This is a genomic window from Sporosarcina luteola (genome assembly GCF_023715585.1).
Lineage (GTDB): Bacteria > Bacillota > Bacilli > Bacillales_A > Planococcaceae > Sporosarcina > Sporosarcina luteola_D.
Window position 1 is genome coordinate 1 of the sequence record NZ_JAMBOK010000004.1, and the last position, 26,294, is coordinate 26,294.

Here is a 26,294-nt window from a genome sequence, read left to right on the forward strand (position 1 = left end):
TCATAACCCGAAGGTCGCAGGTTCAAATCCTGCCCCCGCAACCAAATGGTCCCGTGGTGTAGCGGTTAACATGCCTGCCTGTCACGCAGGAGATCGCCGGTTCGATCCCGGTCGGGACCGCCATTTTTATGTGGCTCAGTAGCTCAGTCGGTAGAGCAAAGGACTGAAAATCCTTGTGTCGGCGGTTCGATTCCGTCCTGAGCCACCATTTTTATATTATGCCGGTGTAGCTCAGTTGGTAGAGCAACTGACTTGTAATCAGTAGGTCGTGGGTTCGACTCCTATCGCCGGCATATGCTTCTCTTGGTGGGGTAGCGAAGTGGCTAAACGCGGCGGACTGTAAATCCGCTCCCTCCGGGTTCGGCGGTTCGAATCCGTCCCCCACCACCATTTATACAGGGGCATAGTTTAACGGTAGAATAGAGGTCTCCAAAACCTTTGGTGTGGGTTCGATTCCTACTGCCCCTGCCATTTCTGTTTAAGCTCAATTTCATGGCGGTCGTGGCGAAGTGGTTAACGCATCGGATTGTGGTTCCGACATTCGGGGGTTCGATTCCCCTCGTCCGCCCCATTCTATGCAGTATACAATTGAAGAATATCTAATAATCATGGCGGTCGTGGCGAAGTGGTTAACGCATCGGATTGTGGTTCCGACATTCGGGGGTTCGATTCCCCTCGTCCGCCCCATTTATTTTTGGGGTATAGCCAAGCGGTAAGGCAACGGACTTTGACTCCGTCATTCGTTGGTTCGAATCCAGCTACCCCAGTTTGCGGAAGTAGTTCAGTGGTAGAATACGACCTTGCCAAGGTCGGGGTCGCGGGTTCGAATCCCGTCTTCCGCTCCACTTTCTTACGGCGGCATAGCCAAGCGGTAAGGCACGGGTCTGCAACACCCTTACCACCGGTTCGATTCCGGTTGCCGCCTCCATATTTCATGTATGCTGTAAGTAAATTGTTATTATGCCCGAGTGGTGGAATGGCAGACACGTCGCACTCAAAATGCGATGCCGCGAGGCGTGCCGGTTCAAGTCCGGCCTCGGGTATCCACATTGAAAAGATGCAACCCAGGTTGCATCTTTTCTCTTTCCCAATTTGGGATTTTCGTTTAAACCTACAAACGCTCCTTCCGCTTTCACGGATAGGAGCGTTTTCTATGGAATGGAATAGTTTATTGCGAATGGATTGCAACCGATCATAATGGGAATGGGTTGGCTCCTTTCAAGAATACGGAATGAGTCTCTTTGTCAATTACGTAGCAAGAGGCATCTCCTCCGCTGATGGAGGTGAACATCTTACCGCATGCCGTAGTCAGCTGCAGCGCCTCTTCCTTGGTCATCGAAGGCCGGAGGAATAGGATATGGAGGGCATCCGTTGTCTCTTCGGTTACGGCCGTTCTGATGGAATCTACATAAGGGCTGCCGAAAGGGCTGTAATCGTCTTTTACTTGAAGTATATGGTTCAATGAGGTAAAGCGGCCATTCAACCCGTCATAACCGTCGTCCTCGCCACCAAGGGTCAATTGGACATCCCCTACAACTTTTGCTAAATCGTAGATGCCTGCCGGAATTTCATACTGAAGAGAGAAGAACGTATTCAGGTCAACCGCAGTATGGATGGTATGCAAGTAATTCTGCTTTTTGATCCTTCGGTAAAAGGCTTCCACGGATGGCCGGTATCGATTAGGATCTGCTCCAAATGTTTTCCACGTCTCGCGCCATTCCTTTATGCCTGGAAAGTCGTTGAAAGGTTTGGTGTCCAATTCGAAGTAAAGCTGTTCCTGGAATAATTGGAGTCTCCCTTTTAGCATTTGTGGAGATTCGGACACAGTAATTTTGTTATAATGGATAATGCCCAATTTCAAACCGGGTATTTGTTGAAAGAGTTTTTCATCTATTGTTATTTTCATTTTATCACCTTTGTCATCTTTTATTTTCAATCCTATCATAAAGGAGGCGGAACGTTGTGAATGTCGCTCAGCTACAGTCATCAATAAAAGAATATGCAGCCACGATCGGCATTGATAAAATCGGCTTTACGACCGCAGCCCCTTTTCTGGAATTAAAAAACCGTTTGAGGCGTCAACAGGAATTGGGCTTTCAATCCGGTTTCGAAGAAAGTGATATCGAGAAACGTACAGAGCCTGTCATGTTGCTTGAACGCGCTGAAAGCATCATCTCCATAGCGGTCGCTTACCCTTCTAAAATGACAGATTCACCAAGAGGGAGGAAGGGGGAACGGCGTGGCATTTTCGCAAGGGCATCCTGGGGAACTGATTATCATCACGTACTCCGCGAAAAGCTGCAGCTGCTCGAAAGGTTTATTTCCGAAAAGCTGCCAAATGCTCAAATGCGTTCGATGGTGGACACTGGAGAGCTTGTCGACCGGGCTGTCGCGGTTCGTGCGGGAATCGGCTGGTCCGCTAAAAACTGTTCTGTCATCACACCGGAATTCGGTTCGTATGTCTACCTAGGAGAGATGATTACGAATATCCCGTTTGAACCGGATATTCCGATGGAGGATCAATGCGGTGATTGCACGCTCTGTTTGGACGCGTGTCCTACAGGGGCTTTGATTCAAGGAGGGCAGCTCAACGCCCAACGATGCATCGCCTTTTTGACACAGACGAAAAAACCGATTCCCGAAGAATTTCGTGCGAAAATCGGAAACCGGGTGTATGGCTGCGACACATGCCAAACTGTTTGTCCGAAAAATAAAGGCAAATACAATCTTCATCAGCCTGCATTTCAGCCGGAGCCCGAATTAGCAAAACCATTGCTCGTGCCGATGCTCAGGTTGTCAAATCGAGAGTTCAAGGAGACGTACGGTCATATGTCGGGTTCATGGAGAGGCAAGAATCCGATACAGCGGAATGCGATCCTTGCACTTGCACACTTTAAGGACGAGACGGCTGTACCGACTTTGACAGATCTGCTAGTAAACGATCAGCGTCCGCTTATTCGTGGGACTGCTGCATGGGCACTCGGTAAGATTGGAACGATCGAAGGTATTAAAGCAATTGAATTGGCAATACAGAAGGAAGAGGATCCCAACGTTCGCGCCGAGATGGAAAACGTATTGGAGACTAATTGAAGGAAGTGCTGAAATGGCGATACATGTCGCATTATTTGAACCATTGATTCCAGCGAATACTGGGAATATCGCCCGTACATGCGCGGGGACAGGAACGAAATTGCATCTGATAAAGCCGCTTGGATTTTCTACTGATGATAAGATGCTCAAGCGTGCAGGTCTGGATTATTGGCAATATGTCGATATTACGTATCATGAAAATATACAGGAGTTTCTTGACGCTTATCCTGAAGCGCAGTTTTTCTTCATTACAAAATTCGGGGAGAGGACCTACTCGGACTTTGATTACTCAGATCCTTCAAAGGATGTCTTCTTCGTTTTCGGGAAAGAGACGACCGGATTGCCTGACGAAGTGATTGAACAGAACATCGAAAACTGCCTGCGCATCCCGATGAATGATCATATCAGATCGCTCAACTTATCCAACACAGCCGCTATTCTGATTTACGAAGCCCTGCGGCAACAAACATTTTTAGATTTAAAATAAAAAACGGGACTGCCATTTAAGGCATGTCCCGTTTTTAGGAGTTCTTATTTTTTCACTTTACCAGGTTTGTCTTCATATCCACCTGTGAAAATCGCCGAGAGGAATGCAAAGGAAACGGCTAGAATAAGGATAAGATTCATCGAATGTACCTCCTGTAAAATCATTAGTCCTTCACATAGTATACCCTAAAGAATAACAAATTGAAATGACCGTACTGAAAAATTGTGTCATTCTGATTAACAACTGGCTGCCATCATTCGTCAAAGCCATGGAATACAGGTACAATAAACGTATACAAACCGTATAGGAGGGGAATAGAATGGATTATTTTGACGGCAAGATGACTCTATCGAACGGTGTGGATATGCCTCAGCTTGGTCTCGGCGTTTACAAGATGACTGATTCAGATGAGACAATCAAAGCGATTTCATATGCCTTGGAAGTTGGCTATCGGGCTATCGATACTGCTGCTATTTACGAGAATGAGATAGAGACGGGCGAGGCAATCCGGCAATCGGGCATTCCGAGGGAGCAGCTGTTCATCACTTCAAAAGTATGGAACACCGATCAAGGATATGATGCAACATTAAAAGCGTTCGAAGCTTCTTTGAAAAGACTTGGAATGGAATATTTGGATCTGTATATGACTCATTGGCCAGTCGCTGAGACATTCGTGGATACATACCGTGCAATTGAGCGGCTCTATGAAGAAAAGCTGATCAGGGCCACTGGAGTGTCCAATCATCATATCCATCATCTGGAGCAAGTGTTCAACGTTGCGAATGTGAAGCCGATGGTGAATCAGATTGAATTGCATCCGCGTCTTACCCAGGAGCCATTGCGGAATTTTTGCAATGAACATGGCATCGTTGTCACTTCCTGGTCGCCGCTTGCAAGAGGAGGACTCATGGATGAGCCTACTTTGCAGCAGATCGGGTTAACATATGGCAAGACGCCGGCACAAGTCATTATTAAGTGGCATCTGCAACATGGATTGGTAGTCATCCCAAAATCGGTGACTCCCGCCAGGATCAAGTCAAACATTGACGTGAAAGACTTCGAGTTGACACCGGAAGACATGATGAAAATCGATGCCTTGAACCGTGATGAGAGAACGGGGACAAATCCAGAGAAGTTCGATGAAGTATGAATAAGTCATATGAAAAACCCGCAGAATTCGATTCCGCGGGTTTTTTCATATGATTTCTATTGTTGTCTGCTCTTCTGTAAATGGATGTTTAAAGGAAACTTTCTTTGCAACCAACCGATAGTTTCCATCATCAGTTTCGCTTCCGCCATAGAGTGTGTCACCTGTGACGGGATGCCCAATGTGTGAAAAATGAACGCGAATCTGATGCGTCCTGCCTGTTTCAAGACTTGCTTCAACAACTGTCGACTCATCATTCCGCTCAATGACCCGGTAGCGGGTGACGGCATCCTGCCCGCCTGGGGAGACACGGCGTCTCGTCGGATGATGGCGGTCCCGTCCAATCGGATATTGAAGCGTCCCTCTCATCCGTTTTAAGCGCCCGTCGACTTCTGCGTGATAGATGCGTGTAATGGCACGTTCCTCGATCATCCGATCAAAAAGCGCTTTTGCAATCGGATGTTTCGCAACAAGAACAATTCCCGCAGTACCTTTATCGAGGCGATTGATATGCTCTGCATAAGCTCCGCCGTTCTTCGCTACATAAGCCATGATGGCATTCATGAAAGTACCGCCCTCATCGTGTTCATCTGGATGGGTGGCAATGTCGGCAGGTTTCAGAGCCGCAAGGAAATGTTCATCCTCGAACAATACGGAAACATCCGCGTGCTCATCCGGCTTGTACGATGATACGGCGTCTTTAAAATGAAAGACAAGTTCCGTCCCTGCTTCCAATGGTGTCCGCCATTCGAAAGGTTGTCCGGCTGTATCCGTTACCGCCTTATCCATCCTCATCTGGTGGACGGTCTTTTTGCCAGCTTTCCACTCATCCCGTAGCAGTTCCTCGACCGTAAGTCCATCCCGGGTTATTTGATAACGGAAAGCCGTATTCAGTTTATCCATCATTTTTTATCATACTCATCGAAGAAAGCACGGATATCTTTCTCAGGATTCACCGGTAAACCAACAGATCGTTTAACTTCTTTTCCGTCCTCATAATGGATCAACGTCGGCCAAGACTTGATGCCGTATGGCTGGGCTTCTTTTTCGAATTCCAGCATATTATATTGATACACGTGGATCCCTTTCTCTTTTGCAATCGGCATGAGGATTGGCGTCATCTCCATGCAATACATACATTCGGGAGAGAAGAAGTACGCAGTGACAGATTCTCCGGAAGAGACTTTTTCATATAGTTCATCCGGGAGGACGATATTGCTGTAATTTTTATTGCCGATCAAATCGATCGTTGCTTGTTTAAGTTGCTTCGTACCATATGGATTGTCCTTCAACTTTTCTTTGTTGGATTGAGTGTTCAATACGACAATTAAAGCGAAGATGGCGATGATGATACCGCCGATGATCAGTAATTTCTTCAATTCAATTAGACTCCTTTTGCCATTTCAATAAGAAGAGGCTTGTAATGAGGATCAGCACGAATGCCGTCAAAGCCATGAACGGTATTGTGATGAATCCTAGATAGTTCACATACTGGCCAGTGCAGGAGACATTTCCGCAAGCCGGTGCACTGTCACGTAAAAAACTGAGCTTCTGGATTCCATAATGATAAAGTGAAATGGAACCGCCGACAATTGCAAAAACAGCTGTCGTCAACGCGATTTTTGCGTTTTTCTGGTATAAAGCGACACCCGACATCAAAACGATCGGGTACATAAGGATGCGCTGATACCAGCATAGAGTGCAAGGTTCATAACCCCGAACAATAGAAAAGTATAAAGAGCCGAGTGTTGCGATGAGGGAAATGGTGAATATGAAAACTAGGCCATTTTCCAACCGTTTGTGCATAGTGTCAACTCCTGTTTCTAAGATTCCTCTTTGATTATACGGTGTGGGTGTATTCATGTAAAATAATCGGAACTACATGACTTTTCCTAGTCAATTATGGGTACATATTATGTAGAAAGGGTGAACTATGGATGAGTGAAGAAATAGATTTATCATCATTTGAAATGAGCATGATTATCCGAGAGATGAGAGAAGATGACATCGTAAAAATAGTAAAGATGCAGGAGGTCTGTTTCCCAGGCATGGACCCATGGGAGGAAGATCATCTAAAAAGCCATCTGGCAATCTTTCCGGAAGGGCAATTCGTCGCTGAGCTTGATGGGGAAATCATCGGTTCCTGTTCGAGCTTGATCATTAATTTCGACGAATACGATGATCGCCATACGTGGGATGATATTTCCGCGAAAGGCTATATAACGAACCACAATCCAGAAGGATATAATCTATATGGCATTGAAGTGATGGTCCATCCTGATTATAGAAGGATGAAAGTTGGACAGCGGCTGTACGAAGCGAGGAAAGAGCTCGTCCAACGATTGAATTTGAAGTCGATCATTATCGGGGGAAGGATACCGAACTATCATCGGTATGCAGCTGAGATGTCGGCAAGGGAGTACGTGGAGGCGGTATCACGTCATAAAATCTATGACCCTGTGCTCACTTTCCAGATATTGAATGATTTTACCCTCATGCGGATCAATCCAAATTATTTACCGGATGACAAAGCGTCCAAAAAATATGCAACGTTGATGGAATGGAATAATGTCGATTATAAAGCAACGACGAAGCGGCATTATAAGACAAGTTACCCTGTCCGTATTTGCGTTGTTCAATATTTGATGAGGAAAATATCATCATTCGAGGAAATGGCCAATCAATGTGAATACTTTGTAGACGTCGCGTCCGATGCAGGTTCGGATTTCGTCGTCTTCCCGGAAATCTTCACGACCCAGCTGATGTCTTTCCTGGATGAGCCATCGCCAAGCAGGGCGGTTCGGAAAATGACGGAATATACGCCTCAGTATATTGAAATGTTCACGAATCTTGCGGTCCGCTACAATGTGAATATTATTGGTGGGTCCCATTTCGTCGAGGAAGAAGATGAGGAGATTTACAACATCGCCTATCTTTTCAGAAGGGATGGGTCAATCGAGAAGCAATACAAGATCCATATTACACCGAATGAACGGAAATGGTGGGGGATCAGCCAAGGGGATGAAATCCAAGTATTCGATACGGACTGCGGGAAAATTGCAATCCAGGTCTGTTATGACATCGAATTTCCGGAACTTGCGAGAATTGCGACGGATAAAGGGGCGAATATCATTTTCACTCCGTTCTGTACAGAGGATCGCCAAGGATATTTGCGCGTCCGGTATTGTGCCCAGGCACGTGCGATTGAGAATCAGATCTACACAGTCATTTCCGGAACGGTCGGCAATTTGCCGCAGACGGAAAATATGGATATCCAATATGCACAGTCAGCCATTTTCTCTCCGTCAGATTTCGAGTTTGCGCGTGATGGGATCGTCGGAGAAACGAACCCCAATTTGGAAATGGTCCTAATCGGGGATGTCGATCTCGAGATTTTACGCCGCCAGCGTCAGGACGGGACAGTGAAACAGTTGAAGGACCGTCGCCATGATATTTACAGTGTAGTCTATAAGAAAGATCAGTGAATGTAAAAACGGCATTTCCCTTTTAGTAGGGAAATGCCGTTTGTTTTTACGATTCAACCTGTAGGTCTGCCGATCCGATTGCTTTTTCATTTTTCACCGCTTCCAAGTAAAGGATGTGATGTCCTTCCACATCTTTCACGGTGAATTCATATCCTTGTTCAATGATCTTCTCACCAGGGACCGCTTCGAATTTTTCGGACATGAACCATCCGCCGATCGTATCGATATCCTCTTCGTCGATATCAATATCGAGGACATCATTAACGTTTTCGATTAACATTTTAGCGTCCAGGATATAATGGTTTTCATTGATCATTTGAACTTCAGGCACTTCATCCATATCAAACTCATCTTGGATTTCTCCGACGATCTCTTCTAAAATATCTTCGATCGTAACGAGTCCGGATGTCCCGCCATATTCATCCATAAGAATTGCCATATGGATTCGTTCGCGTTGAATCTTCAGTAACAGGTCGCCGATTGGCATCGTTTCGATGACTCGGATGATCGGTTGCATATATTCACTGACGGGCTGATCTCCCGTAGTTGGATCTTTGATGAACGCCGTCAGCAGATTTTTCATATTGACCAAGCCGATGACATGGTCTTTATCACCATCTGTGACAGGGTACCGAGTGAATTGCTCGACGCCCATCATTTCAAACATTTCCCGCAATGAGACGTCTTTCTCGATCGTCATCATTTCGGTACGCGGAACCATGATCTCTTTTGCGACCCGATCGTCGAATTCGAATATCTTATTAACGAATTTATATTCCGCCTGGTTGATCTCCCCGCCCTTTAGGCTATCCGTCAGAATCAATCTCAACTCATCCTCGGAGTGAACCATTTCCGATTCTGAAGCCGATTTGAAACCGAACAGCCGGATGATGGAACGCGCGGATCCATTCATCCCTTTAATGACAGGATACATGATTAAATAAAAGAATATGAGCGGTTTAGCTGATGCGAGCGTAATGGCTTCCGCCCGTTGGATGGCGATCGTTTTAGGAGCCAATTCACCTACTACCACATGTAAAAATGTTACGACGGTAAATGCAATGATGAAAGAAAGGATTGTCGCAGCATTCGGGGCAATTTCAAAATGGGAGAACACCGGCTTCATGAGCAATTTTACGGTCGGTTCACCTAACATACCCAGTCCTAAAGCCGTTATCGTTATACCCAATTGACAAGCCGATAAATATTCATCGAGATTACCGATGACTTTTTTTGCTGTGATTGCCCGTCGGTTCCCTTCCGCGACAAGCTGGTTGATCCGTGTTGTTCGAACTTTCACTATTGCAAATTCACTCGCAACAAAGAATGCGGTGAGTGCGATCAAGGCAGCAAAGGCTGCCAATCGTATGGCAATTTCCAAATAAGTTTACTTTGTCCCGCGCCCGAATGAGGGGTAGAACAAAGTGCACACCTCCTGTAAGGTTAAAATGGTTAGTTAAGATAATGATAAATTATTTACAAGAAAAAAACAAATGGTTTTGCCTACATCTTGTATAATGGATAAAGTATATTCGGAGGTGTGATTTGTGAAGAAGCAGAAAAACGCGTTAGAAATCTTGCGTACATCCCTGCTGCTCGGATTAACCTCATTCGGAGGCCCGGCAGCCCATATCGGTTATTTCAGGGATGAATATGTGAAGAAGAAGAAATGGCTCGACGATAAAATGTATGCGGATATTGTGGCATTGTGTCAATTTTTACCCGGACCTGCAAGTTCGCAAGTAGGGATTGCAATCGGCTTGATGCGAGGGGGATTACTTGGTGGAATTCTTTCTTGGATCGGTTTCACATTGCCATCGGTTTTGCTGTTAATGGCATTCGCCTGGCTTGTTTCCTCGACAGCTTCCTTCGATATCGGTTGGATTAAAGGATTGAAGATTGTTGCAGTCGCTGTCGTCGCACATGCATTGGTCGGCATGAGCAAGTCATTGACGCCTGATCGGCCGCGAATAACACTTGCCCTCGTTGCGGCTGTGTTAACTTTATTGATTCCTACAGCAGTTGGTCAAATCGCGATCATCGTCGGGGCTGGACTCATCGGTTATGCACTATATCGGAAGGAGAAGGCACCGAAGCCAGAATCGATCAATCTTTCATTCGGAAAGAAGACGGGGATGGCTGCATGGACGGTCTTTTTCCTGCTGCTGATCGGCGTTCCTGCAATCAGGTCTTTCATTGAAAATACGTTCCTCTCAATCTTCGATATTTTCTACAGGGTCGGTTCAATCGTATTCGGCGGAGGACATGTCGTATTGCCGATGCTTGAACGGGAAGTCGTTCCGGCAGGATGGATGGACGCTGAGACGTTTATCGCGGGATACGGGGCGGCACAAGCTGTACCGGGACCACTCTTTACGTTGGCCGGTTATTTGGGGCAACTGATGAATGGACCTTCTGGAGCTGCGGTTGCGGTACTCGCCATGTTCCTGCCATCATTCCTGCTGGTCATCGGCACATTGCCATTTTGGTCCGCCATTCGTTCGAAGCCGGGTATTCAAGCGGCTTTGAAGGGGGTGAATGCGGCAGTCGTCGGAATTCTGCTCGCCGCACTGTATGATCCCGTATTCACTAGTTCGATCGTTCATCCGAGCGATTTAGGGATCGCCATCATCGCTTTCGGTCTTTTACTGTATTATAAAATGGCCCCTTGGCTCGTTGTGCTGATTACAGCGGCATTTGGAGCGCTATCCCATTTGCTGATTGGGTGAGACATACGGATGACGTTCCCTGCATATAATGAAAAATGCCAGGAAAACATCTCCTGGCATACCCGTTTTTCTCTATATGCTTTGACGTGGGTGCATTAAAACAAATTGTATTGAAATGTATTGACAAATGGAAATTGTCAATGGTACTGTTGAATTATTCGAAAATCTAAATAGTTGGGAAGGTGCGGGAAATGCAAAGAGTCTCTTTTGTCAAACAACAACAATATATGAATTCCGTGCTGACCTGCTCTTTTCCTATTCTATGAAATGTAACGGGGCGGCATGACTTAGTCGTCCCTTTTTTGAGCACACGCTTATCTTAGGAGGCGTGTGCCTTTTTTGTCATTGGAATGAATTTCCGGTGTTTACACGTTACCAACGTGCAACCATAAAAAACTGTGAGAAAGGAGTGCTGATCATGAAAATTATCAATCAGCAACGGAAACTATTAAAGAAGGAATCTCTGGAAAGCGGTTAGGTAAACAGAATTGAAGGAAGAAGGTTGAAAGTATGTTTTCGGTTTTATTCAAATTAAAGTGGTTTTTCAAGGAGAACCGCAAGAGGTACACGATTGCACTCGTCCTTTTGATGTTGGCGAATGTGCTCGTCATTTTGCCGCCTTGGCTGATCGGCCAGGCGATTGACGCAATTTATACGAAGACGATGACAACTCATCTGCTTGCACTTTTCATTGGGGCGATGTTCCTCATCATGTTTGTCGCGTATGTCGGCAATTTCGTTTGGCAATACCAGCTGTTCGGTGGGGCGTATGTCATTGAACGGCAATTGAGGACGCGGCTCATGCGTCATTTCCTTAAGATGACGCCGACGTTTTATGAGAAGAATAAAACTGGCGATCTGATGGCGCGTTCGACGAATGACCTTCGCGCTATCTCAGAGACTGCAGGTTTCGGAATCATGACGCTCGTCGACTCGACTGCTTATTTAGGCACACTCATCATTACAATGGGGTTCGTCGTGTCGTGGAAGCTGACATTGGCTGCCATTTTGCCGTTGCCGATCCTGGCATTCATTTTACAGGTGCTCGGAAAGAAGATTCACGAACGGTATATGACAGCACAGGAGTCGTTCGGGGAGTTGAACGATAACGTGCTGGAAGCTGTGGCGGGTGTGCGCGTCGTCCGTGCCTATGTACAGGAACGTGCATCGGAGCAACGGTTCGCTGATATGACGGAAGATGTGTACAAAAAGAATATGCATGTCGAAAAGATTGACGCGCTGTTCATGCCGTTTTCGAAAGTGCTCACGGCAATGACATACATGATCGGACTCGGCTATGGGGCATTCTTAGTCTCAACCGGTGAAATTACGCTTGGAAACCTTGTCACATTCAATGTGTATTTGGGAATGATCGTCTGGCCGATGTTTGCAATCGGCGAACTGATCAACGTGTTGCAACGCGGAAATGCGTCTCTTGACCGGGTTATGGAGACGCTTGATTATGAGGAAGATGTGAAAGATCCTGACAAACCGATTGACGTTGATCAGCCGGAAAGCGTCGGTTTCAACGATGTCAGCTTCACGTATCCGATGTCGCACGCGGTCAATTTGGATCATATCGATCTTCAGTTGGACCGGGGACAGACGCTCGGCATTGTCGGAAAGACGGGAAGCGGAAAAACGACGTTCGTCAAGCAGCTGTTGCGTGAGTATCCTGCGGGTGACGGACAGATCGTGTTCTCGGATGTCGCACTTCAATCATTGAAGAAGGATCAAGTCCGTGATTGGATCGGCTATGTGCCGCAGGATCATGTGCTCTTCTCGCGTTCTGTCCGGGAGAACATTTTGTTCGGACGTCCGGAAGCGACAGAGGAGGATATCTCGGAGTCAATCCGTCTGTCACATTTCGAAAAAGACTTAGAGATGCTGCCGGCTGGATTGGATACATTGGTCGGCGAAAAAGGTGTTGCGTTATCAGGTGGGCAAAAGCAGCGGATTTCGATTGCGCGTGCTCTCGTCAAAAATCCTGAAATCCTTATTCTGGATGATTCGCTGTCCGCCGTCGATGCGAAGACGGAAGCGAAAATCATCGAGAACATCCAATCGGAGCGGTCTGGGAAAACGACGATCATCACGACGCACCGACTATCCGCTATCCAACACGCGGATTGGATCATCGTGCTCGATGACGGACGTGTAATAGAAGAAGGTAGACATGAAGACTTGCTTGCGAACAACGGATGGTATAAAGAGCAATTCGACCGCCAGCAGATCGGGGAGGTTGAAGTATGAGTACCGGCAAACGTTTAGTGCAGTATGCACTTGATTACAAGAAGCTTTTAATTACAGGAATCGTCCTTCTCGGTTTCGCCGTCGCGGCGGATCTGATGGGGCCGTTAATTGCAAAGAAGATTATTGACGATCATATTGCGACATCACTTGATAAAACGATCAATTTCACACCGATCGCCAAACTGTTGGCTGTATTTTTCAGTTTGGCAGTCGTTACAGCGATTCTAAGGTATTTCCAATATTTATTGCTTCAGCAAGCAGCAAACAGGATTATTCAAAAGATGCGAAACGAATTATATGGGCATATCCAGACGTTGCCGATTCGCTATTTCGATGATTTGCCTGCTGGGAAAGTCGTCGCGCGGATTACAAACGATACGGAAGCGATCAGGAATTTGTATGTAACGGTCGTTTCACAGTTTGCGATCAGCGGCATGTATATGCTTGGGATCTTCATCGCACTCTTTTACTTGGATCCGAAAATGGGAGCCATCACGCTTTTCGTCCTGCCAGTCCTTTATATTTGGATGAAGCTGTACAGACGATTCGCAGCGAAGGTGAACCATATCATCCGCAGCAAAAACAGCGAGATGAATGCGATGATTAACGAATCGATTAATGGCATGACGATCATCCAAGCTTTCCGCAGGGAGAAGCAGATGGATGGCGAATTCAATGAATTGAATGACGAACATTATAAGTATCAAAGTAAATTATTGAAAGTCGAAGCGGCGACATCCCATAACCTCGTCGACATCATCCGGTCGTTGGCTTTCGTCTTTCTGATCTGGTATTTCGGTGGTGCGTCCCTGTCGGCGGAAAGCGTCATTTCTGTCGGGATGCTTTATGCATTCGTCGATTATATTACACGGTTGTTCAACCCGATCACGGGAGTCGTCAACCAGTTCGCTCGACTCGAGCACTCCCTTGTCGCCGCAGAACGCGTTTTTAAGTTGTTGGATCGACAAGGGGAGCCGGTCAGCGATGAGAAGATTGCCCGTTATCGCGGAAATGTCCGATTCGAGGATGTCTGGTTCGCTTATAAGGATGAGGAATATGTGCTGAAGGACATTTCCTTCGAGGCGAGACAAGGAGAGACGGTTGCGCTTGTGGGTCATACTGGATCCGGCAAGAGCTCCATCATGAACTTGCTTTTCCGTTTCTATGATGTATCAAAAGGGAAAATAACGATTGATGGAATGAACATCGGGAATATGTCACGCCAGACAATCCGCGATCATATGGGAATCGTTTTGCAGGACCCGTATTTGTTCAGTGGCACTGTGGAATCGAACATCAGCCTTGGCGATTCGCGCATTTCACGTGAAAAGGTGCAGGATGCACTTGATGCAGTCGGCGGCGACCGAGTGTTGAAGCATTTGCCGGGCGGAATTGACGAGCCGGTCGTGGAGAAGGGAAGTACGCTTTCATCCGGCCAACGCCAGCTCATTTCATTCGCCCGCGCACTAGCTTTTGACCCGGCCATCTTGATATTGGACGAAGCGACTTCCAATATTGATACGGAAACCGAGGAAATTATCCAGCACGCGATGGATGTGTTGAAAAAGGGACGGACGACATTCATCATCGCCCACCGTTTGTCTACGATTAAAAACGCGGACCGCATTTTAGTTTTGGATCGTGGTGAAATCGTCGAGCAAGGCAATCACGATGAATTGCTCGCGCTCGGCGGGCAGTATGCACAGATGTATAAATTGCAGGCGGGAACTAGTTCGAAGGTGGGTTAACGTAAAGGTGGAGGCTGTCACGGAAAGTCGGAAAACTGACTTTCTGTGGCAGTTTTTTTGTTGTTTAGAGGGTTGTGGGCCGAAAGTGAGAGGGTGCGCGCCCAAAGTGGGGGGGATCGCGCCCAAAGTGAGAGGTAGTGCGCCCAAAGAGAGTGGTTACGCGCTCAAAGTGAGAGGTTGCGCGCCTAAAGTGAGAGGTAGCGCGCCCAAAGCGAGAGGTAGCGCGCCCAAAGCGAGTGGCTACGCGCCCAAAGCGAGTGGTTACGCGCCCAAAGCGAGTGGCTGCGCGCCCAAAGCGAGTGGCTGCGCGCCCAAAGTAAGTGGTAGCGCGCCCAAAGTAAGTGGTAGCAGCCCAAAGAGAGTGGTAGCGCGCCCAAAACGAAGGGATATCGGCGCCCAAAGGTTTAATTAGAATGAAAATTCCGTTGCGAAATACTTTGTTAACACGTATATTTAGAGTGTCGAAGTATTATCGCATGGAAAGTTGGAAATCTGAATGAAATGGGTTAGGGAATGGGGACGCAAATTTTCCTCTTTTAATCGGAATGTCAGGCTTTTTATTATAGGGAATGCGCTCATCCAGATCGGTATGGGTGTTTTCATGGTCATGTATAATTTATACATACGGGAGCTCGGAATGCCGGAAACGGTGAATGGGAAAGTGATTTCCATGATTGCGATGGCATCCGCGATTATGCTTGTGCCTGCCGGGTTTTTAAGCGATCGATTCGGCCGTAAATGGATGATTGTCGGCGGTTCCGTTTTAACAGTGGCGACTCTCTTCTATCGGGGGATCGCAGTTGCGGAGACGCCGATTATTACGGCTGCATTTTTGACTGGCTTATTTATGGCATTTGTTCAAGTATCGGGCATCCCGTTCCTCGCAGAGAACTCATCCCCGACAGAACGGGTAAAGCTATTCAGTGTCAACTTTGCAATTATCACGATTGCGAATGTCATCGGCAGTTTGGCAGGCGGGATTATTTCGGATATGCTCCAGACTGTATTTGCAATTAGTGCAGCGGAAGCGATCCGCTGTTCACTCCTCTTAGGAGCGGCTATTTTTACAATCGGTTTGATTCCGTTATTCAAGTTACAGGAGAGCCGCACGGAGTCCGTTAAAGTAGATAATGAAAGAAATGAACAAGAGTCGCTGGCGGATGACAACTTAAAACGCAATCTGATCGTTATCTTCCACTTTTCATTCGCGAGCTTGCTCATCGGTTTCGGCTCCGGTTTAGTGGTTCCGTATTTGAATTTATATTTTGCAAACCGCTTTGATGCATCGAACTCCTATATTGGGTTTGTATTATCATTAGGTTCAGCCATGACCGCGGTCGCCGCTATGATCGGACCTGCACTTTCGCGAAAAGTCGGCAAGGTGAAGGCGCTTATTTTATTCCAGGCGCTGTCGATCCCTTTCCTTCTATTGACTGCATATACGACGTCCTTATGGTTGGCGTCCCTCGGCTTTCTCCTGCGGCAGGCGCTCATGAACGCCGGCAATCCGATACAAAGCGCCGTTGCGATGGAAGTCGTGTCTGATAAATACAAAGGACTCGCCAATTCTATGAATCAGATGGTATTCAATCTAGGATGGGCAACGATGGGAACGGTGGCAACAGGTTTAGTCGTAGTAAACGGATCTTATTGGGGCTATGCATATGCATTCACAATCACGGCCGGACTTTACACCATCTCATCGATCTATTATTATTTCATTTTCGGCAGAAGGAAATTGGCGGGCGAATAAAAAGAGGGCAATCCCAAATTCGGGACTGCCCTTTTCTTATTCGCCTCGTTGATACTGGGTTTCCTTCCAAGCATTTTCCTCTTCAGGCACCCGGCTTTTATCCTCAAATACGTTTTCGGTTTTCTGGTTTTGCATCTTCAATTGCTCTTTTTCATTGTGCAATTGCTCAGGGGTCTTTCCTTTATCTTTAGCCATACATATCGCCTCCTTATCGAAGGATAGTATGTACGGAAATGATTTCATCATTCATAAACGTGGAATGTCATTAACTCATGAATCATTTTTTTGACGTTTTCTTCATCAGACGGTGTTCCGCCAGTCCAGACGATTGTACCGTCCGGCTTGTAATCTCCCGTAAATCGCTCATTTTGATAAAAAAATGAAAACGTCCAACCTGGCAAGCTGCCGCCTGCAAACATTGGCTTATAACTGAAATGCTGAAGCATCATATCGCTCCTTTCATAGACAAGCCCCGACCCGCATAAAGTGTACAAAAGATGCGAAAGGGTGCTGACGTGTTTGTCGATAAATTAAAGCAGGCAATTGAGGGTGAATACAAGGACTATTACTTTTACAAGTCGATGTATGAAAAAACCGACGATCCGCTATGGCGGGATTTCATCCAGCATGCGTATGAGGATGAAAAAAGCCATTATGAAATGTTGCAGCAACTCTATTATATGATGACGGGGACATTTGTACAAAATCCGAAGAAGCCGATTCCGTGCTATAACTTCAAGCAATGCGTCAAACAAGCGCTTGTCGGTGAATTGGATGGGGTTGAGACGTATAAGGAAATGCTGTTGACGATTCCTTTCCAACAAGCGTACAATCCGATATTCATTGCTATGCATGACGAAATGGAGCATGCGATCCGGATGTCGACAATCTATAATTCTTTAAGATGAATGCAAACACGAGACCATCTTTACGATGATCCCGTGTTTTTTACTGGTCTAGTATAGGTAGATGTTGCTGAAAATATTTAGAAGCCTCCAGCATTCTCGGTCCATACCAAAACATTTCTCCGTCGATGAGAATAGGTTCAGTTTCCGGAATCATGTCGATAAACTCTTTACTATGCTTTTCTTTGAAAGGGAAGGGTTCTGATGCCAACAGTACATAATCCAAATTCGCATTCTTAAAACCTTCTGCGGTGACTACTGGATATCTGCCTTCCGCTTCGACGAAAGGATTGTCGAAGCCCATCTTTTCCAATAGCGAATTGATGTATGTATCTTTTCCCACGACCATATACGGTTTTCTCCAAATGACATAGGCAACACGTTTTCCGGAAGCCTTAGGCAAGGAGTTAAATTGATGTTGAATTGAGCGTACTAACTTTGTGGCGGCTTCGCTTCGATCGGTCAAGCTTCCCATATCTTCGATCATCCTGAATGCGTCATCTACCGATTGGACCTCGGCGACATAGACAGGGAAGTGCTTCTCCAACTCTTCCACAATCTCCTTCGTGTTCTCCTCTTTTTCAACGATGATTAGTTCCGGTTGCACTTCTTGAATCGATTCAAGTTTGATGTCCTTTGTGCCCGCAACAGCCGGTACAAGTTCGACCTCACCTTTCGGGTAGATGCAAAAACGGGTTCTCCCGACGATATTCTCTTCAAGATTGAGTGCAAATAATGTATCCGTAATACCTGGACATAATGACACGATCCTTTTTGGCGGGAAGTTAAACGTGACGCTTCGTCCGACCTTGTCCACAACTGTTTTATTCAATACGATATGTCCTTCCTTTCATACAAAAAACTTTGCCGCTTTTTTTGCAACTTCTTCAGGGGCCTTCAATGATAAAGGCTCTCCATGCAAATAATTGAACACATTCATATCGCTCGTTTCCAAAGCCCCTATCGTCATGCGGGGAATCAATCGGAAATGGACTTGCTCCGCGGCATGCTTATTCACTGGAATGAACAATGCAGCATTAAAGCTTTCCAATCCATTTTCTCTAAAATAGCTGAAATAGCGGAGAAGGCTTTTTGCAAGGTCATGATAGCTTTCGGAAGTCAATTCTTTGAAAGACGACTCTTCGAAAACTCCGATGAAATCGCAATGGCCCTTAGGAGCATAGGCGTGAATCCAATCAATCGAACCTTCTTTGCCAATCCAACGTTCGCCAAGCGTGCGTTCTTCCGCTGCGAGCGAAGTGAAGTAATTTTCACCGACGCTTTCATAGAAGGTATGACTGTTAGAGGTGACTGTAGCCTGATAATTCGTCGGCAATTCAGAAGCCAATACATGGATATGCGGATGAAGGATGCTTCCTCCCGAAGGCGGCAAGTAGTTCCAGTTGATGGAGACATATTCGGTTTTTGAGTCAAATTCCAAGACACTCTCGATATACTGATGTGCCGCTTTAAAAGCATCTGAGATAAGGGCTTCCGTAAACTCCTCAAGCTTCACATAATGCTGCTCGGACATGCGCACAACCGCATTATGCTTGCTGTATGGGAATAAATTCGGGAAAACGACCGCTTCTTTGCCGATGAACCGTCCACCTTCGACTAACTCATCAGGGAATCGCGGCGTAATTTTAGATACATTATCAGAGCAGAAAGGGCATTTTTCGCCTTCTGTCGCCTTGGCAAGCTCCGAGTAATTCTTCGGAACAAATGGAGCGCCCGGGTCAAAAATGATCCGGGATGTTTCACCGGTTAACGGATCGAATCTGATTTCGGTTTTTCTGTCGATCAATTTTCCGTCTTGCATCGGGTCATGGAATGTGAAAAATTCTTCATGCTTGCGAAATGAAATTGGCATAGGCGTACTCCCCCTTAAAAATAACTTTCTTCTATTCTATCGTTAACTGACAGAAAAGTCAGCACGTTGCTCCTTTACCACCGACTTGCGAGGCGTTACCACCGACTTTCAGCACGTTACCACCGAACCGTCCTATATCCATTAAAAAGAGCATAAATATTTTGCGCTTTTCGTTCAGAGAATTATCGAAGCGAAGTGCTGACTTTCCCTTTTCCGTTTTCCACCGTCACTCTTCCGCTTGCCCCGTTTACAAAAGTTATTTGCGGAGGAACATGCCCTATATCGGCATCGTAAACGATCGGCAATCCGGTCAGCTCTTTAATTCTTTCCATTGAATCCAAGACGGTAAATCCGCCGACCTCCTGACCTGCACGGGAGCGGCCGAAGATGATTCCTGCGGCATTGGTAAACCATCCTGCATAGACAAACTGAAGCATCGTTCGGTGAAAATCGGTCGCATTCATCTCGCAGTTCTCGAAATACCATAAAATTGGTTCATTGTTCAAGAATTTTTTCTGGAATGAATGAATATCACCATAGGGAGTCCCGACAAGGTGACGGATTGTATCGATGCATCCCCCTAAGTATCGTCCTTCCATCTCAATGTTGTCTGTTCCAATCGTTTTCCATTCTGTCGGCGAGTCCAGTTTATATACATAAGGATCGTCCGGCGCATCGTGTTGCCATTTGGATTGGAACAATTCGGAGGAATGCTGCTCAATAGTTGATCCTGCAGACGCTTGTAAGACATCCATGAATTTACTTGCAACTGGCTCCCATTCATCACTGCGCATTTCTACTAAATTCGGTCCATGCGCAGTCGCAATGCCAGTTTGGACTGTCAATGCAAAAAGGAAGGTGCTCATATCGGAATAGCCTAAAACCCATTTAGGTTTAATGTCCTCCCAATTAATGAAAGGCAAGATCTCCATTAAGATTTCCCCGCCCCATGGAGGAATGATTGCACAGATATCTGGATTTTTGAACATCGCCATAAGCTCAGCCGCTCGGATTTCTTTCGGTGCTGAAACGGATTTATTTTGTGTCCACACAGTATCACCGATATGCACACGGCATCCCCTTTTTTCAAACTGGCGTTTTGCATTATGGACGAGATGGTGAAGACTTTCATCAACTCCGGACGAAGGGGCAGTCACGCCGATTGTATCTCCTAGCTGCAACGGTTTAGGATAGCGGATCATAAGAATCACTCCATTTTCTTTCATAATATATGGTAAGATTGTTGTATAGTAGTTTATCAAGAATAATTGAAATTGTCCTGCACTATTTCTAGAGGGGGAAGAGGGCTTATTAAAATACAAGAAGATGTTTGCATTGAGTGTCATTATTGCAGTGGCTTCAGCTTTCATCCTTCCGCGAACTGAATATGGATTCGGATGGCCTTTTGTATGGATAGAATATAATGGACACGCGCCTATTACTTTCGCATCGGAACTTTTTCATCCAGACCACTTCAGATATGTTTTCTTCGACTTATGGAACTTAGTAATTGGAGCATTACTCATTTACGTTCTACTTTTATTGATGTACAAAGGTTTAAATAAAATAAATAAAGAAGTAGAGATAGGGGAAAAAACAAGATGATTAAGTCTGCGACATTATATACAAACAATCTAAAAGCATTACGACGTTTTTACGGGAACGTATTGGAGCTCGATATAACAGAGGCAACAGCTGAGCAGTTCACAGTGCGGATTGGCGAATCGCATCTATCTTTCAAGCAAAGTGAGCAACCTGCTTTTTATCATTTCGCCATCAACATCCCGGGCAATCAATTTTCCATGATGAAATATTGGATGCTGGATCGTGTGACACTGAACCGCGAAGAAGGAAGGAATGAAGTCTATTTCCCGAGTTTTGACGCAGATGCTATGTATTTTGAAGACCCGGTCGGTAATATCGTCGAATTGATTGGCAGAAGGAAACGTGATCTATTCGGAGATCTGACAAAAGAATCGTTCTTGAATATTAGCGAGCTGGGCATGGCGACACCACATGTCGTTGAAGTGGGAGACCAGCTGCTTGATCTCGGAATTCCTTTGCGCGACGGAATCGAGGTGGAACCGGATGAGCTGAACTTCCTCGGACGCGGAGATGCATTCATCGTCCTCGTCCCGCTTGGGCGCCGTTGGTATTATTCAAAAAAAGTTTCGGAATCATATCCGGTTGAACTGACTTGGAATGATACACATATTAAATTAAATGAAGATGGTAAGCTTACCTTCTAGATGGAACGCCGAATGCCGAGAAACTGGCACGAACGGTGTAGAGCGGGGAAAAGCAGGAGATGACATTAAAGTCTTATCCATTGCTACAATTGTCGGCTATCGAAAATGCGCTTTTCTTAATCGATTTGGGAGGAGAACGGATGAGGAAATTTTTGCAGCTGATTGGAATTGGAATCGCAAGCGGAATCATTTTAGCTCTCCTCATGCAACTCGTCTTTGAACTGACAGGAAACGAAGCCTACATTTTGCTGTATAATGTAGATTATTTTCCTTTCATTCATATCTTCAAGGACAGCTCCTCGTTCGGCTTTGCGTTTCATCTTGTTTTTTGCATCGCTAGTGTCGTTGGCCTTTTTTACATATTAACGTTCTTTAATTGGCACTACAGCATTTGGCCATATGTCGCTGTATATACCGCAGGTAGCGGAGTGCTGTACTTTTTGACGTTGCTCACAGAAAAGCCGCCCGCTGCAGATGACGGAATGGCTTGGTTCTATTGGACAGCCGGCCAACTTGTGTTCAGCCTAGCAGTCGGCTGGATGATCCGCTTGTTTGTGAAGGCGGATACAAATGCCAGAGGATAACGCTGTTTTACCATTTAAACGTAGAGCTTGCGAAGGCTTTGAATGGTAACAATCCTGCTAAATTGGCTTTATCAATCGAATATTATTTAGAAATAAAGGAATTGTAGAGAGAACAAAAAAACGAGCAAGGCTTCCAAAAAAGCCCTGCTCGTTTTTTTGTTCATTCATCAAATTTTCATATTGCGCCGGTACGATAGGCGAGTTAGTAACAGAGGGGAGAAGATTTACGTGTCGGAGAGGATGATGGAAGTCGGACTTATTATCATGAGTCTTGCGGCGGGTTTGGGGGTAGTGGCTTTTCTATTGAATGGAAAAGGGTTCGTTTCACGAGCGGTTTCCTTGTTTGTTGATTTTATCGTGTTCCTTTGGATCGGCAAAATTGTAGGTAATTTTAGCCTCCTTATTCGCGACCCCGTTGCAGTCTTGGCTTATCCGGCAGGTTCACATGCTTTTTATATAGCAGTAGGGCTGACTGCTGTTTCTTTATTATATAGACGGAAGCGAGAAACGTATTCCGCCGGATTCAAGGTATTTCTCTTACAAATCTTGTATTTGTCTGCTTTTTTCTATGAGTTCCTTCAATATTTTTATGCGCGACATGATTCAGTAGTGCTGAACCTATTGCTATACGGCATGCTGGCGGCAAATGTGATTCTGTTCCGGCTGTCTGGGAGGCAAGCCATCCGTCTGTCACTCCTGCTTTGGAGTATCGGCGCGATCGTTATCTTGCAGATTGTTGGACTTATCACCATGTTTGGCATTGTTCTCTCTCCATGGTTTGTTCTATTGCTCTCCTTTATAGTTGTTTCACTTACATTTACTAAACAGAAAGTGGGGATTTTATGAGTATGATTACTGCAGATACAGCTTTGCTCTTAGGCTTGGCTCTCGCATTCGGGGCAGGAGCATTATCGTTTCTTTCGCCTTGTGTACTGCCGCTTTTTCCGGCTTATCTTTCCTATATAACCGGTGTGAGTGTTATGGACATCCAAGAGGATCGGTCGGCTGCTGTAAGGAAAAAGCTTCTCAGCCATGCACTGGTTTTCATATCAGGGATTTCGGTCGTCTTCATCAGTCTGGGAGCCGGGGCTTCCTTAGTTGGACAATGGATGCAGGACCTTCTCTCAGGAAGTTCGGGACTGCTCATTCAGCGGCTTGCCGGTATTTTCATTATCTTCATGGGCTTATTAGTGGCTGGTTGGGTTCAAATCCCGTTGTTTATGAAAGAGCGGCGCTTTCAGTATTCAAAGTCTAAAACGAGTTTTGCAGGAACATTTTTTGTAGGGGTCGGGTTTGCTGCCGGCTGGACGCCGTGCATCGGTCCGATCTTTGCTTCAATCCTCCTGTTTGCTGCCACCCAACCGGCGCAAGGCATGCTGTATACCATTATGTATGTTATTGGCTTTGCGGTTCCTTTTTTGGTGCTGACGTTCTTTATCGGTTCGTCCAAATGGCTCGTCCGAAAGTCCGGCATCATCGTGAAAATTGGAGGTGCCCTCATGATTCTTATGGGCCTAGTCTTGTTATTCGGCTGGATGCCGAAAATTGCCGCGTATATTTTGGATTTGATCAGTGGTTCATGGCTATCCAAATTGGGATGAAAGGAAGAATAAATGGATGAAACGTACAGTAGTAAGTCTTTTGATGATTACATTAATTGGCTGGGTATTATATGACTTTATCGATAAGAAGATATCTGAGCCGGATAGCGGACGCACCCCAGTCATTTCAACCAATACCGAAACTGGAGATACGGAAGCGCTGGACTCTGTCGGCGTTTCCCGTGGCCAGATTGCCCCTGATTTCGAACTGCAGACGTTAGAAGGGGAAACCATTCGGCTTTCGGATTACCGGGGACAGCGGGTTTTCATTAATTTTTGGGCGACATGGTGCCCGCCTTGCCGCGCGGAAATGCCGGATATCCAGAAGATTTCAGAAGATGGAGATGTAGTAGTTCTCGCTGTCAATCTGGCGTACACCGAGCGAAACCAGAATGATGCAGCCAGGTTCGTAGATGAGTTGGACCTCACTTTTTCAATTCCACTTGAAGAAGACGGTAAGCTCGCTGAACAATATCGGGTGTTTGCTTATCCGACTTCCTATTTGATTGATTCAGAAGGAAGGGTGCAGTTTGTTGCAATGGGCGCGATGAATTACGATATGATGCGGCGTGAGCTGAATAAGCTGAGATGATGATGCGGATTATGTAGGATAAAGGCGGAGGGATGAAAATGAAAGAGACGATCATGATTGTCGAAGATGACCGGATGATCCGCAATCTGCTGCGTCTATATCTTGAAAAGGCGGGCTATACGGTCGTGGAAGCTGCAGACGGTGAAGAGGCGAAGCGTGTGTATGTAGAGACGCAGCCGTGTTTGCTTGTCTTGGACCTCATGCTGCCTAAATTAAGCGGCGAAGAAGTGTGCAAGTGGGTGAAGGAGCAGTCTCCGGATGAAGCGGCGGTCATCATGCTATCCGCCAAGGCGAGCACTGAAGATAGAATCAGTGGTCTGCATATAGGGGCAGACAGCTATTTGACTAAACCGTTTGACCCGGAAGAACTTCTTGCAAATGTCGAGGCTGTCCTTAGACGAACCGGCCGCTTCTGCCAAAAAATTATATATGACGGTCTTTGCCTGAAACCCATGAAGGGAGAAGTGTGGCTAGGTGATCGGCTTGTCTGTTTAACTTCCCACGAGTTTCGTATGCTCCATCATTTCATGAAACATCCAAATATCGTTCTGAGCCGGGAATCCCTTATCGAAAACCTTCACCCAAACGGAAGCCAATCTGTCATGGATCGGACGATTGATGCTCATATTAAAAAACTAAGAGAAAAGATTGAAGTAAATCCGTCTTCACCTGAGAGGATACGGACTGTGAGGGGGATGGGCTATAAATTTGTTGTGGACTAAGATTCATGAGTACTTGCCTAAAACAATCTTTTGGCGGCTCACACTCCTAAACTTTGTCATTACCGCCTTGTTCATTGCCATTAGCAGTTGGGCCATCTACAATACTGCTTGCATTCTTTTCGAAGGAATGAGCAACAACCGTGCGGAAGCTTTCCGGCAGGCGCTGCGTAAAGATCTTTGGGTGTTTAGCATTTCCGCTATCCTTATCGGAGGCGTATTTCATATCTGGCTAAATCAGAAGCTCATCCGTCCACTTCAACTATTAATTGGAAAGATAAAAGAGTTGAAAGCGGGCGGAAATCCGGGGATGGTTCAGATTCAAACAACCGGTGAGATGGAGGAGTTGATCCGGCATTTCAATGAATTGACAGATCAGCTCGAATTCAACCGCCGCCAACAAAAGAAATTCATCTCGGATCTATCTCATGAGATTCGGACACCTGTTACAAATCTGAATGGCTATATGAATGCTTTGAAAACGGGTCTCGTTGATGGGAGTCCTGAAATGTATGAGGCACTTCATCAAGAAACAATCCGGCTTATCGATCTTCTTAAGCAGTTTGACAGTCTGAAGGAATGGGAAATCAGACGTCATGGCTATGACGTAGAAAGAGAATGCACAGAGATCGCGGCCGTCGTGGCTCAGTCAGCTAGCATGTTCGAATGGAAGTTGAGGGATCGCAGCATCCCTTGGGAACTGGATATCGAGCCAACCGTTTTTAAGATGAATCGGGCTGCCATTACCCAAGTGCTTGCCAATTTGCTCGACAATGCAATTCGCTATTATGACGGTCCTGGGCCAATCTGGATTATTGGGCGCTCTGGCGGTGGCCGATATACGATATCCGTCAAAGGGCCAGGCCTTCCCATTCCTACTGAAGCTCCCGAAATCTTGTTCGAAAGGTTCACCCGCATGGAACCTTCCAGGCACCGTGACCTCGGCGGGGCGGGGTTGGGCCTTGCGATCTCAAGGGAGATTGTGGAACGGCATGGAGGAAAAGTCGGTGTGGAGACGGATGGCAGGGTGCATCGGTTTTGGTTTTGGGTGGAGGCAGCATTTTGAATAAGTATTGTTA

26 protein-coding genes and 11 tRNA genes are annotated in these 26,294 nt (G+C 46.1%); 27 read left to right on the forward strand and 10 right to left on the reverse strand.

Translation table 11 applies throughout. The features are described 5' to 3' along the window. The first annotated feature begins 47 nt into the window (after nt 1–47). The 11 genes from M3193_RS14140 (at nt 48) to M3193_RS14190 (ending at nt 1,043) form a co-directional block, all read left to right on the forward strand. Nucleotides 48–123 (forward strand) — tRNA-Asp (locus M3193_RS14140). A gap of 9 nt (nt 124–132) precedes the next feature. Further along, nucleotides 133–208: transfer RNA gene (locus M3193_RS14145), tRNA-Phe, on the forward strand. Nucleotides 209–220: 12 nt separating this feature from the next. Next, nucleotides 221–293, forward strand: a tRNA-Thr gene (locus M3193_RS14150). A gap of 12 nt (nt 294–305) precedes the next feature. Further along, a tRNA-Tyr gene (locus M3193_RS14155) sits at nt 306–390 on the forward strand. A gap of 7 nt (nt 391–397) precedes the next feature. Continuing rightward, nucleotides 398–471: transfer RNA gene (locus M3193_RS14160), tRNA-Trp, on the forward strand. A gap of 24 nt (nt 472–495) precedes the next feature. Next, nucleotides 496–571, forward strand: a tRNA-His gene (locus M3193_RS14165). 40 nt (nt 572–611) lie between these two features. Then, nucleotides 612–687 (forward strand) — tRNA-His (locus M3193_RS14170). Nucleotides 688–695: 8 nt separating this feature from the next. Then, nucleotides 696–767 (forward strand) — tRNA-Gln (locus M3193_RS14175). A gap of 3 nt (nt 768–770) precedes the next feature. Next, a tRNA-Gly gene (locus tag M3193_RS14180) sits at nt 771–845 on the forward strand. Nucleotides 846–854: 9 nt separating this feature from the next. After that, nucleotides 855–928: transfer RNA gene (locus tag M3193_RS14185), tRNA-Cys, on the forward strand. Nucleotides 929–962: 34 nt separating this feature from the next. Continuing rightward, a tRNA-Leu gene (locus M3193_RS14190) sits at nt 963–1,043 on the forward strand. Between the two features lie 149 nt (nt 1,044–1,192). Here M3193_RS14190 and M3193_RS14195 read toward each other — a convergent pair. After that, nucleotides 1,193–1,906: a B3/B4 domain-containing protein gene (locus M3193_RS14195; protein ID WP_251628978.1), complete on the reverse strand. Its 714-nt coding sequence runs from the start codon at nt 1,904–1,906 to the stop codon at nt 1,193–1,195. Nucleotides 1,907–1,962: 56 nt separating this feature from the next. Here M3193_RS14195 and queG point away from each other — a divergent pair, with 56 nt between their 5' ends. From queG to M3193_RS14210, 3 genes are all read left to right on the forward strand, one after another. Continuing rightward, nucleotides 1,963–3,090 (forward strand): tRNA epoxyqueuosine(34) reductase QueG, encoded by a 1,128-nt coding sequence (gene queG / locus M3193_RS14200; RefSeq protein WP_251628980.1) that lies wholly within the window; start codon nt 1,963–1,965, stop codon nt 3,088–3,090. A 13-nt stretch (nt 3,091–3,103) separates the two neighbouring features. Further along, entirely contained in the window at nt 3,104–3,577 is a 474-nt protein-coding gene (trmL, locus tag M3193_RS14205) for a tRNA (uridine(34)/cytosine(34)/5-carboxymethylaminomethyluridine(34)-2'-O)-methyltransferase TrmL (RefSeq protein WP_251628988.1), read from the forward strand. A gap of 319 nt (nt 3,578–3,896) precedes the next feature. Further along, nucleotides 3,897–4,727 (forward strand): aldo/keto reductase, encoded by an 831-nt coding sequence (locus M3193_RS14210; RefSeq protein WP_251628990.1) that lies wholly within the window; start codon nt 3,897–3,899, stop codon nt 4,725–4,727. A gap of 45 nt (nt 4,728–4,772) precedes the next feature. Here M3193_RS14210 and M3193_RS14215 read toward each other — a convergent pair whose 3' ends face one another. Genes M3193_RS14215 through M3193_RS14225 form a run of 3 tightly spaced genes read right to left on the reverse strand, consistent with a single transcriptional unit; the run spans nt 4,773 to nt 6,530 of the window. Further along, nucleotides 4,773–5,630: an RluA family pseudouridine synthase gene (locus tag M3193_RS14215; protein WP_251628992.1), complete on the reverse strand. Its 858-nt coding sequence runs from the start codon at nt 5,628–5,630 to the stop codon at nt 4,773–4,775. Then, nucleotides 5,627–6,103, reverse strand: coding sequence for a thioredoxin family protein (locus M3193_RS14220; protein ID WP_251628994.1), 477 nt, complete (start codon nt 6,101–6,103; stop codon nt 5,627–5,629). The genes M3193_RS14215 and M3193_RS14220 overlap by 4 nt, the downstream gene beginning before the upstream one ends. A gap of 1 nt (nt 6,104) precedes the next feature. After that, the gene (locus M3193_RS14225) at nt 6,105–6,530 is read right to left on the reverse strand and encodes a disulfide oxidoreductase (RefSeq protein ID WP_251628996.1); all 426 of its coding nucleotides are present in this window, start codon (nt 6,528–6,530) and stop codon (nt 6,105–6,107) included. Nucleotides 6,531–6,661: 131 nt separating this feature from the next. Here M3193_RS14225 and M3193_RS14230 point away from each other — a divergent pair, with 131 nt between their 5' ends. Then, complete coding sequence (locus tag M3193_RS14230; protein WP_251628998.1) at nt 6,662–8,209, forward strand: carbon-nitrogen hydrolase family protein; 1,548 nt, start codon at nt 6,662–6,664, stop codon at nt 8,207–8,209. Nucleotides 8,210–8,255: 46 nt separating this feature from the next. Here the strand turns inward: M3193_RS14230 and M3193_RS14235 are convergent, their stop codons facing one another. Continuing rightward, on the reverse strand, nt 8,256–9,590 hold the full coding sequence (locus M3193_RS14235; protein WP_251629001.1) for a hemolysin family protein: 1,335 nt from the start codon (nt 9,588–9,590) through the stop codon (nt 8,256–8,258). A 166-nt stretch (nt 9,591–9,756) separates the two neighbouring features. On the opposite strand from M3193_RS14235, the gene chrA reads away from it, so the two are divergent. From chrA to M3193_RS14255, 4 genes are all read left to right on the forward strand, one after another. Further along, entirely contained in the window at nt 9,757–10,938 is a 1,182-nt protein-coding gene (gene chrA / locus M3193_RS14240) for a chromate efflux transporter (protein ID WP_251629003.1), read from the forward strand. A 510-nt stretch (nt 10,939–11,448) separates the two neighbouring features. Further along, a complete protein-coding gene (locus M3193_RS14245; protein ID WP_251629005.1) occupies nt 11,449–13,191 on the forward strand; it encodes an ABC transporter ATP-binding protein in 1,743 nt (580 codons plus the stop codon). Continuing rightward, nucleotides 13,188–14,939: an ABC transporter ATP-binding protein gene (locus M3193_RS14250; RefSeq protein ID WP_251629007.1), complete on the forward strand. Its 1,752-nt coding sequence runs from the start codon at nt 13,188–13,190 to the stop codon at nt 14,937–14,939. Before M3193_RS14245 ends, M3193_RS14250 begins: the two co-directional genes overlap by 4 nt. Nucleotides 14,940–15,435: 496 nt before the next feature. Further along, nucleotides 15,436–16,692, forward strand: coding sequence for an MFS transporter (locus tag M3193_RS14255; protein WP_251629009.1), 1,257 nt, complete (start codon nt 15,436–15,438; stop codon nt 16,690–16,692). A 36-nt stretch (nt 16,693–16,728) separates the two neighbouring features. Here the strand turns inward: M3193_RS14255 and M3193_RS14260 are convergent, their stop codons facing one another. Both M3193_RS14260 and M3193_RS14265 read right to left on the reverse strand, forming a co-directional pair. Then, complete coding sequence (locus M3193_RS14260; RefSeq protein ID WP_251629011.1) at nt 16,729–16,887, reverse strand: hypothetical protein; 159 nt, start codon at nt 16,885–16,887, stop codon at nt 16,729–16,731. 47 nt (nt 16,888–16,934) lie between these two features. Then, entirely contained in the window at nt 16,935–17,138 is a 204-nt protein-coding gene (locus M3193_RS14265) for a YheE family protein (RefSeq protein WP_251629013.1), read from the reverse strand. 51 nt (nt 17,139–17,189) lie between these two features. Between M3193_RS14265 and M3193_RS14270 the strand changes: the two genes are divergently transcribed. After that, a complete protein-coding gene (locus tag M3193_RS14270) occupies nt 17,190–17,600 on the forward strand; it encodes a ferritin-like domain-containing protein (protein WP_251629015.1) in 411 nt (136 codons plus the stop codon). A gap of 40 nt (nt 17,601–17,640) precedes the next feature. Here the strand turns inward: M3193_RS14270 and M3193_RS14275 are convergent, their stop codons facing one another. The 3 genes from M3193_RS14275 to M3193_RS14285 form a co-directional block, all read right to left on the reverse strand. Beyond that, nucleotides 17,641–18,429 (reverse strand): ABC transporter substrate-binding protein, encoded by a 789-nt coding sequence (locus M3193_RS14275; protein WP_251629017.1) that lies wholly within the window; start codon nt 18,427–18,429, stop codon nt 17,641–17,643. An 18-nt stretch (nt 18,430–18,447) separates the two neighbouring features. Further along, nucleotides 18,448–19,470 carry a hypothetical protein gene (locus M3193_RS14280; protein WP_251629019.1) on the reverse strand — a complete coding sequence of 341 codons (1,023 nt, stop codon included), beginning with the start codon at nt 19,468–19,470 and terminating at the stop codon, nt 18,448–18,450. Between the two features lie 182 nt (nt 19,471–19,652). After that, on the reverse strand, nt 19,653–20,672 hold the full coding sequence (locus tag M3193_RS14285) for a S66 family peptidase (RefSeq protein WP_251629021.1): 1,020 nt from the start codon (nt 20,670–20,672) through the stop codon (nt 19,653–19,655). A 399-nt stretch (nt 20,673–21,071) separates the two neighbouring features. On the opposite strand from M3193_RS14285, the gene M3193_RS14290 reads away from it, so the two are divergent. The 7 genes from M3193_RS14290 to M3193_RS14320 all read left to right on the forward strand — a co-directional run bounded on the left by M3193_RS14290 (nt 21,072) and on the right by M3193_RS14320 (nt 26,281). Beyond that, a complete protein-coding gene (locus M3193_RS14290; RefSeq protein ID WP_251629023.1) occupies nt 21,072–21,719 on the forward strand; it encodes a glyoxalase in 648 nt (215 codons plus the stop codon). 140 nt (nt 21,720–21,859) lie between these two features. Beyond that, the gene (locus tag M3193_RS14295; RefSeq protein ID WP_251629025.1) at nt 21,860–22,303 is read left to right on the forward strand and encodes a hypothetical protein; all 444 of its coding nucleotides are present in this window, start codon (nt 21,860–21,862) and stop codon (nt 22,301–22,303) included. Nucleotides 22,304–22,531: 228 nt separating this feature from the next. Beyond that, nucleotides 22,532–23,149 carry a hypothetical protein gene (locus M3193_RS14300; protein ID WP_251629027.1) on the forward strand — a complete coding sequence of 206 codons (618 nt, stop codon included), beginning with the start codon at nt 22,532–22,534 and terminating at the stop codon, nt 23,147–23,149. Beyond that, on the forward strand, nt 23,146–23,904 hold the full coding sequence (locus M3193_RS14305) for a cytochrome c biogenesis CcdA family protein (protein ID WP_251629028.1): 759 nt from the start codon (nt 23,146–23,148) through the stop codon (nt 23,902–23,904). The genes M3193_RS14300 and M3193_RS14305 overlap by 4 nt, the downstream gene beginning before the upstream one ends. Before the next feature lie 16 nt (nt 23,905–23,920). After that, complete coding sequence (locus tag M3193_RS14310) at nt 23,921–24,496, forward strand: TlpA family protein disulfide reductase (RefSeq protein WP_251629030.1); 576 nt, start codon at nt 23,921–23,923, stop codon at nt 24,494–24,496. A gap of 38 nt (nt 24,497–24,534) precedes the next feature. After that, nucleotides 24,535–25,218 (forward strand): response regulator transcription factor, encoded by a 684-nt coding sequence (locus M3193_RS14315; RefSeq protein ID WP_251629032.1) that lies wholly within the window; start codon nt 24,535–24,537, stop codon nt 25,216–25,218. Next, entirely contained in the window at nt 25,205–26,281 is a 1,077-nt protein-coding gene (locus M3193_RS14320; protein ID WP_251629034.1) for a sensor histidine kinase, read from the forward strand. The genes M3193_RS14315 and M3193_RS14320 overlap by 14 nt, the downstream gene beginning before the upstream one ends. Nucleotides 26,282–26,294 lie beyond the last annotated feature (13 nt).

What these genes read in the sequence shown, in the direction of transcription:
- M3193_RS14195 (WP_251628978.1), bottom strand. Translation starts at nt 1,906, where the DNA reads ATGAAAATAACAATAGATGAAAAACTCTTTCAACAAATACCCGGTTTG.
- trmL (WP_251628988.1), top strand. Translation starts at nt 3,104, where the DNA reads ATGGCGATACATGTCGCATTATTTGAACCATTGATTCCAGCGAATACT.
- M3193_RS14210 (WP_251628990.1), top strand. Translation starts at nt 3,897, where the DNA reads ATGGATTATTTTGACGGCAAGATGACTCTATCGAACGGTGTGGATATG.
- M3193_RS14215 (WP_251628992.1), bottom strand. Translation starts at nt 5,630, where the DNA reads ATGATGGATAAACTGAATACGGCTTTCCGTTATCAAATAACCCGGGAT.
- M3193_RS14225 (WP_251628996.1), bottom strand. Translation starts at nt 6,530, where the DNA reads ATGCACAAACGGTTGGAAAATGGCCTAGTTTTCATATTCACCATTTCC.
- M3193_RS14230 (WP_251628998.1), top strand. Translation starts at nt 6,662, where the DNA reads ATGAGTGAAGAAATAGATTTATCATCATTTGAAATGAGCATGATTATC.
- M3193_RS14245 (WP_251629005.1), top strand. Translation starts at nt 11,449, where the DNA reads ATGTTTTCGGTTTTATTCAAATTAAAGTGGTTTTTCAAGGAGAACCGC.
- M3193_RS14250 (WP_251629007.1), top strand. Translation starts at nt 13,188, where the DNA reads ATGAGTACCGGCAAACGTTTAGTGCAGTATGCACTTGATTACAAGAAG.
- M3193_RS14255 (WP_251629009.1), top strand. Translation starts at nt 15,436, where the DNA reads ATGAAATGGGTTAGGGAATGGGGACGCAAATTTTCCTCTTTTAATCGG.
- M3193_RS14260 (WP_251629011.1), bottom strand. Translation starts at nt 16,887, where the DNA reads ATGGCTAAAGATAAAGGAAAGACCCCTGAGCAATTGCACAATGAAAAA.
- M3193_RS14265 (WP_251629013.1), bottom strand. Translation starts at nt 17,138, where the DNA reads ATGCTTCAGCATTTCAGTTATAAGCCAATGTTTGCAGGCGGCAGCTTG.
- M3193_RS14270 (WP_251629015.1), top strand. Translation starts at nt 17,190, where the DNA reads ATGCGAAAGGGTGCTGACGTGTTTGTCGATAAATTAAAGCAGGCAATT.
- M3193_RS14280 (WP_251629019.1), bottom strand. Translation starts at nt 19,470, where the DNA reads ATGCCAATTTCATTTCGCAAGCATGAAGAATTTTTCACATTCCATGAC.
- M3193_RS14285 (WP_251629021.1), bottom strand. Translation starts at nt 20,672, where the DNA reads ATGATCCGCTATCCTAAACCGTTGCAGCTAGGAGATACAATCGGCGTG.
- M3193_RS14290 (WP_251629023.1), top strand. Translation starts at nt 21,072, where the DNA reads ATGATTAAGTCTGCGACATTATATACAAACAATCTAAAAGCATTACGA.
- M3193_RS14295 (WP_251629025.1), top strand. Translation starts at nt 21,860, where the DNA reads ATGAGGAAATTTTTGCAGCTGATTGGAATTGGAATCGCAAGCGGAATC.
- M3193_RS14305 (WP_251629028.1), top strand. Translation starts at nt 23,146, where the DNA reads ATGAGTATGATTACTGCAGATACAGCTTTGCTCTTAGGCTTGGCTCTC.
- M3193_RS14310 (WP_251629030.1), top strand. Translation starts at nt 23,921, where the DNA reads ATGAAACGTACAGTAGTAAGTCTTTTGATGATTACATTAATTGGCTGG.
- M3193_RS14315 (WP_251629032.1), top strand. Translation starts at nt 24,535, where the DNA reads ATGAAAGAGACGATCATGATTGTCGAAGATGACCGGATGATCCGCAAT.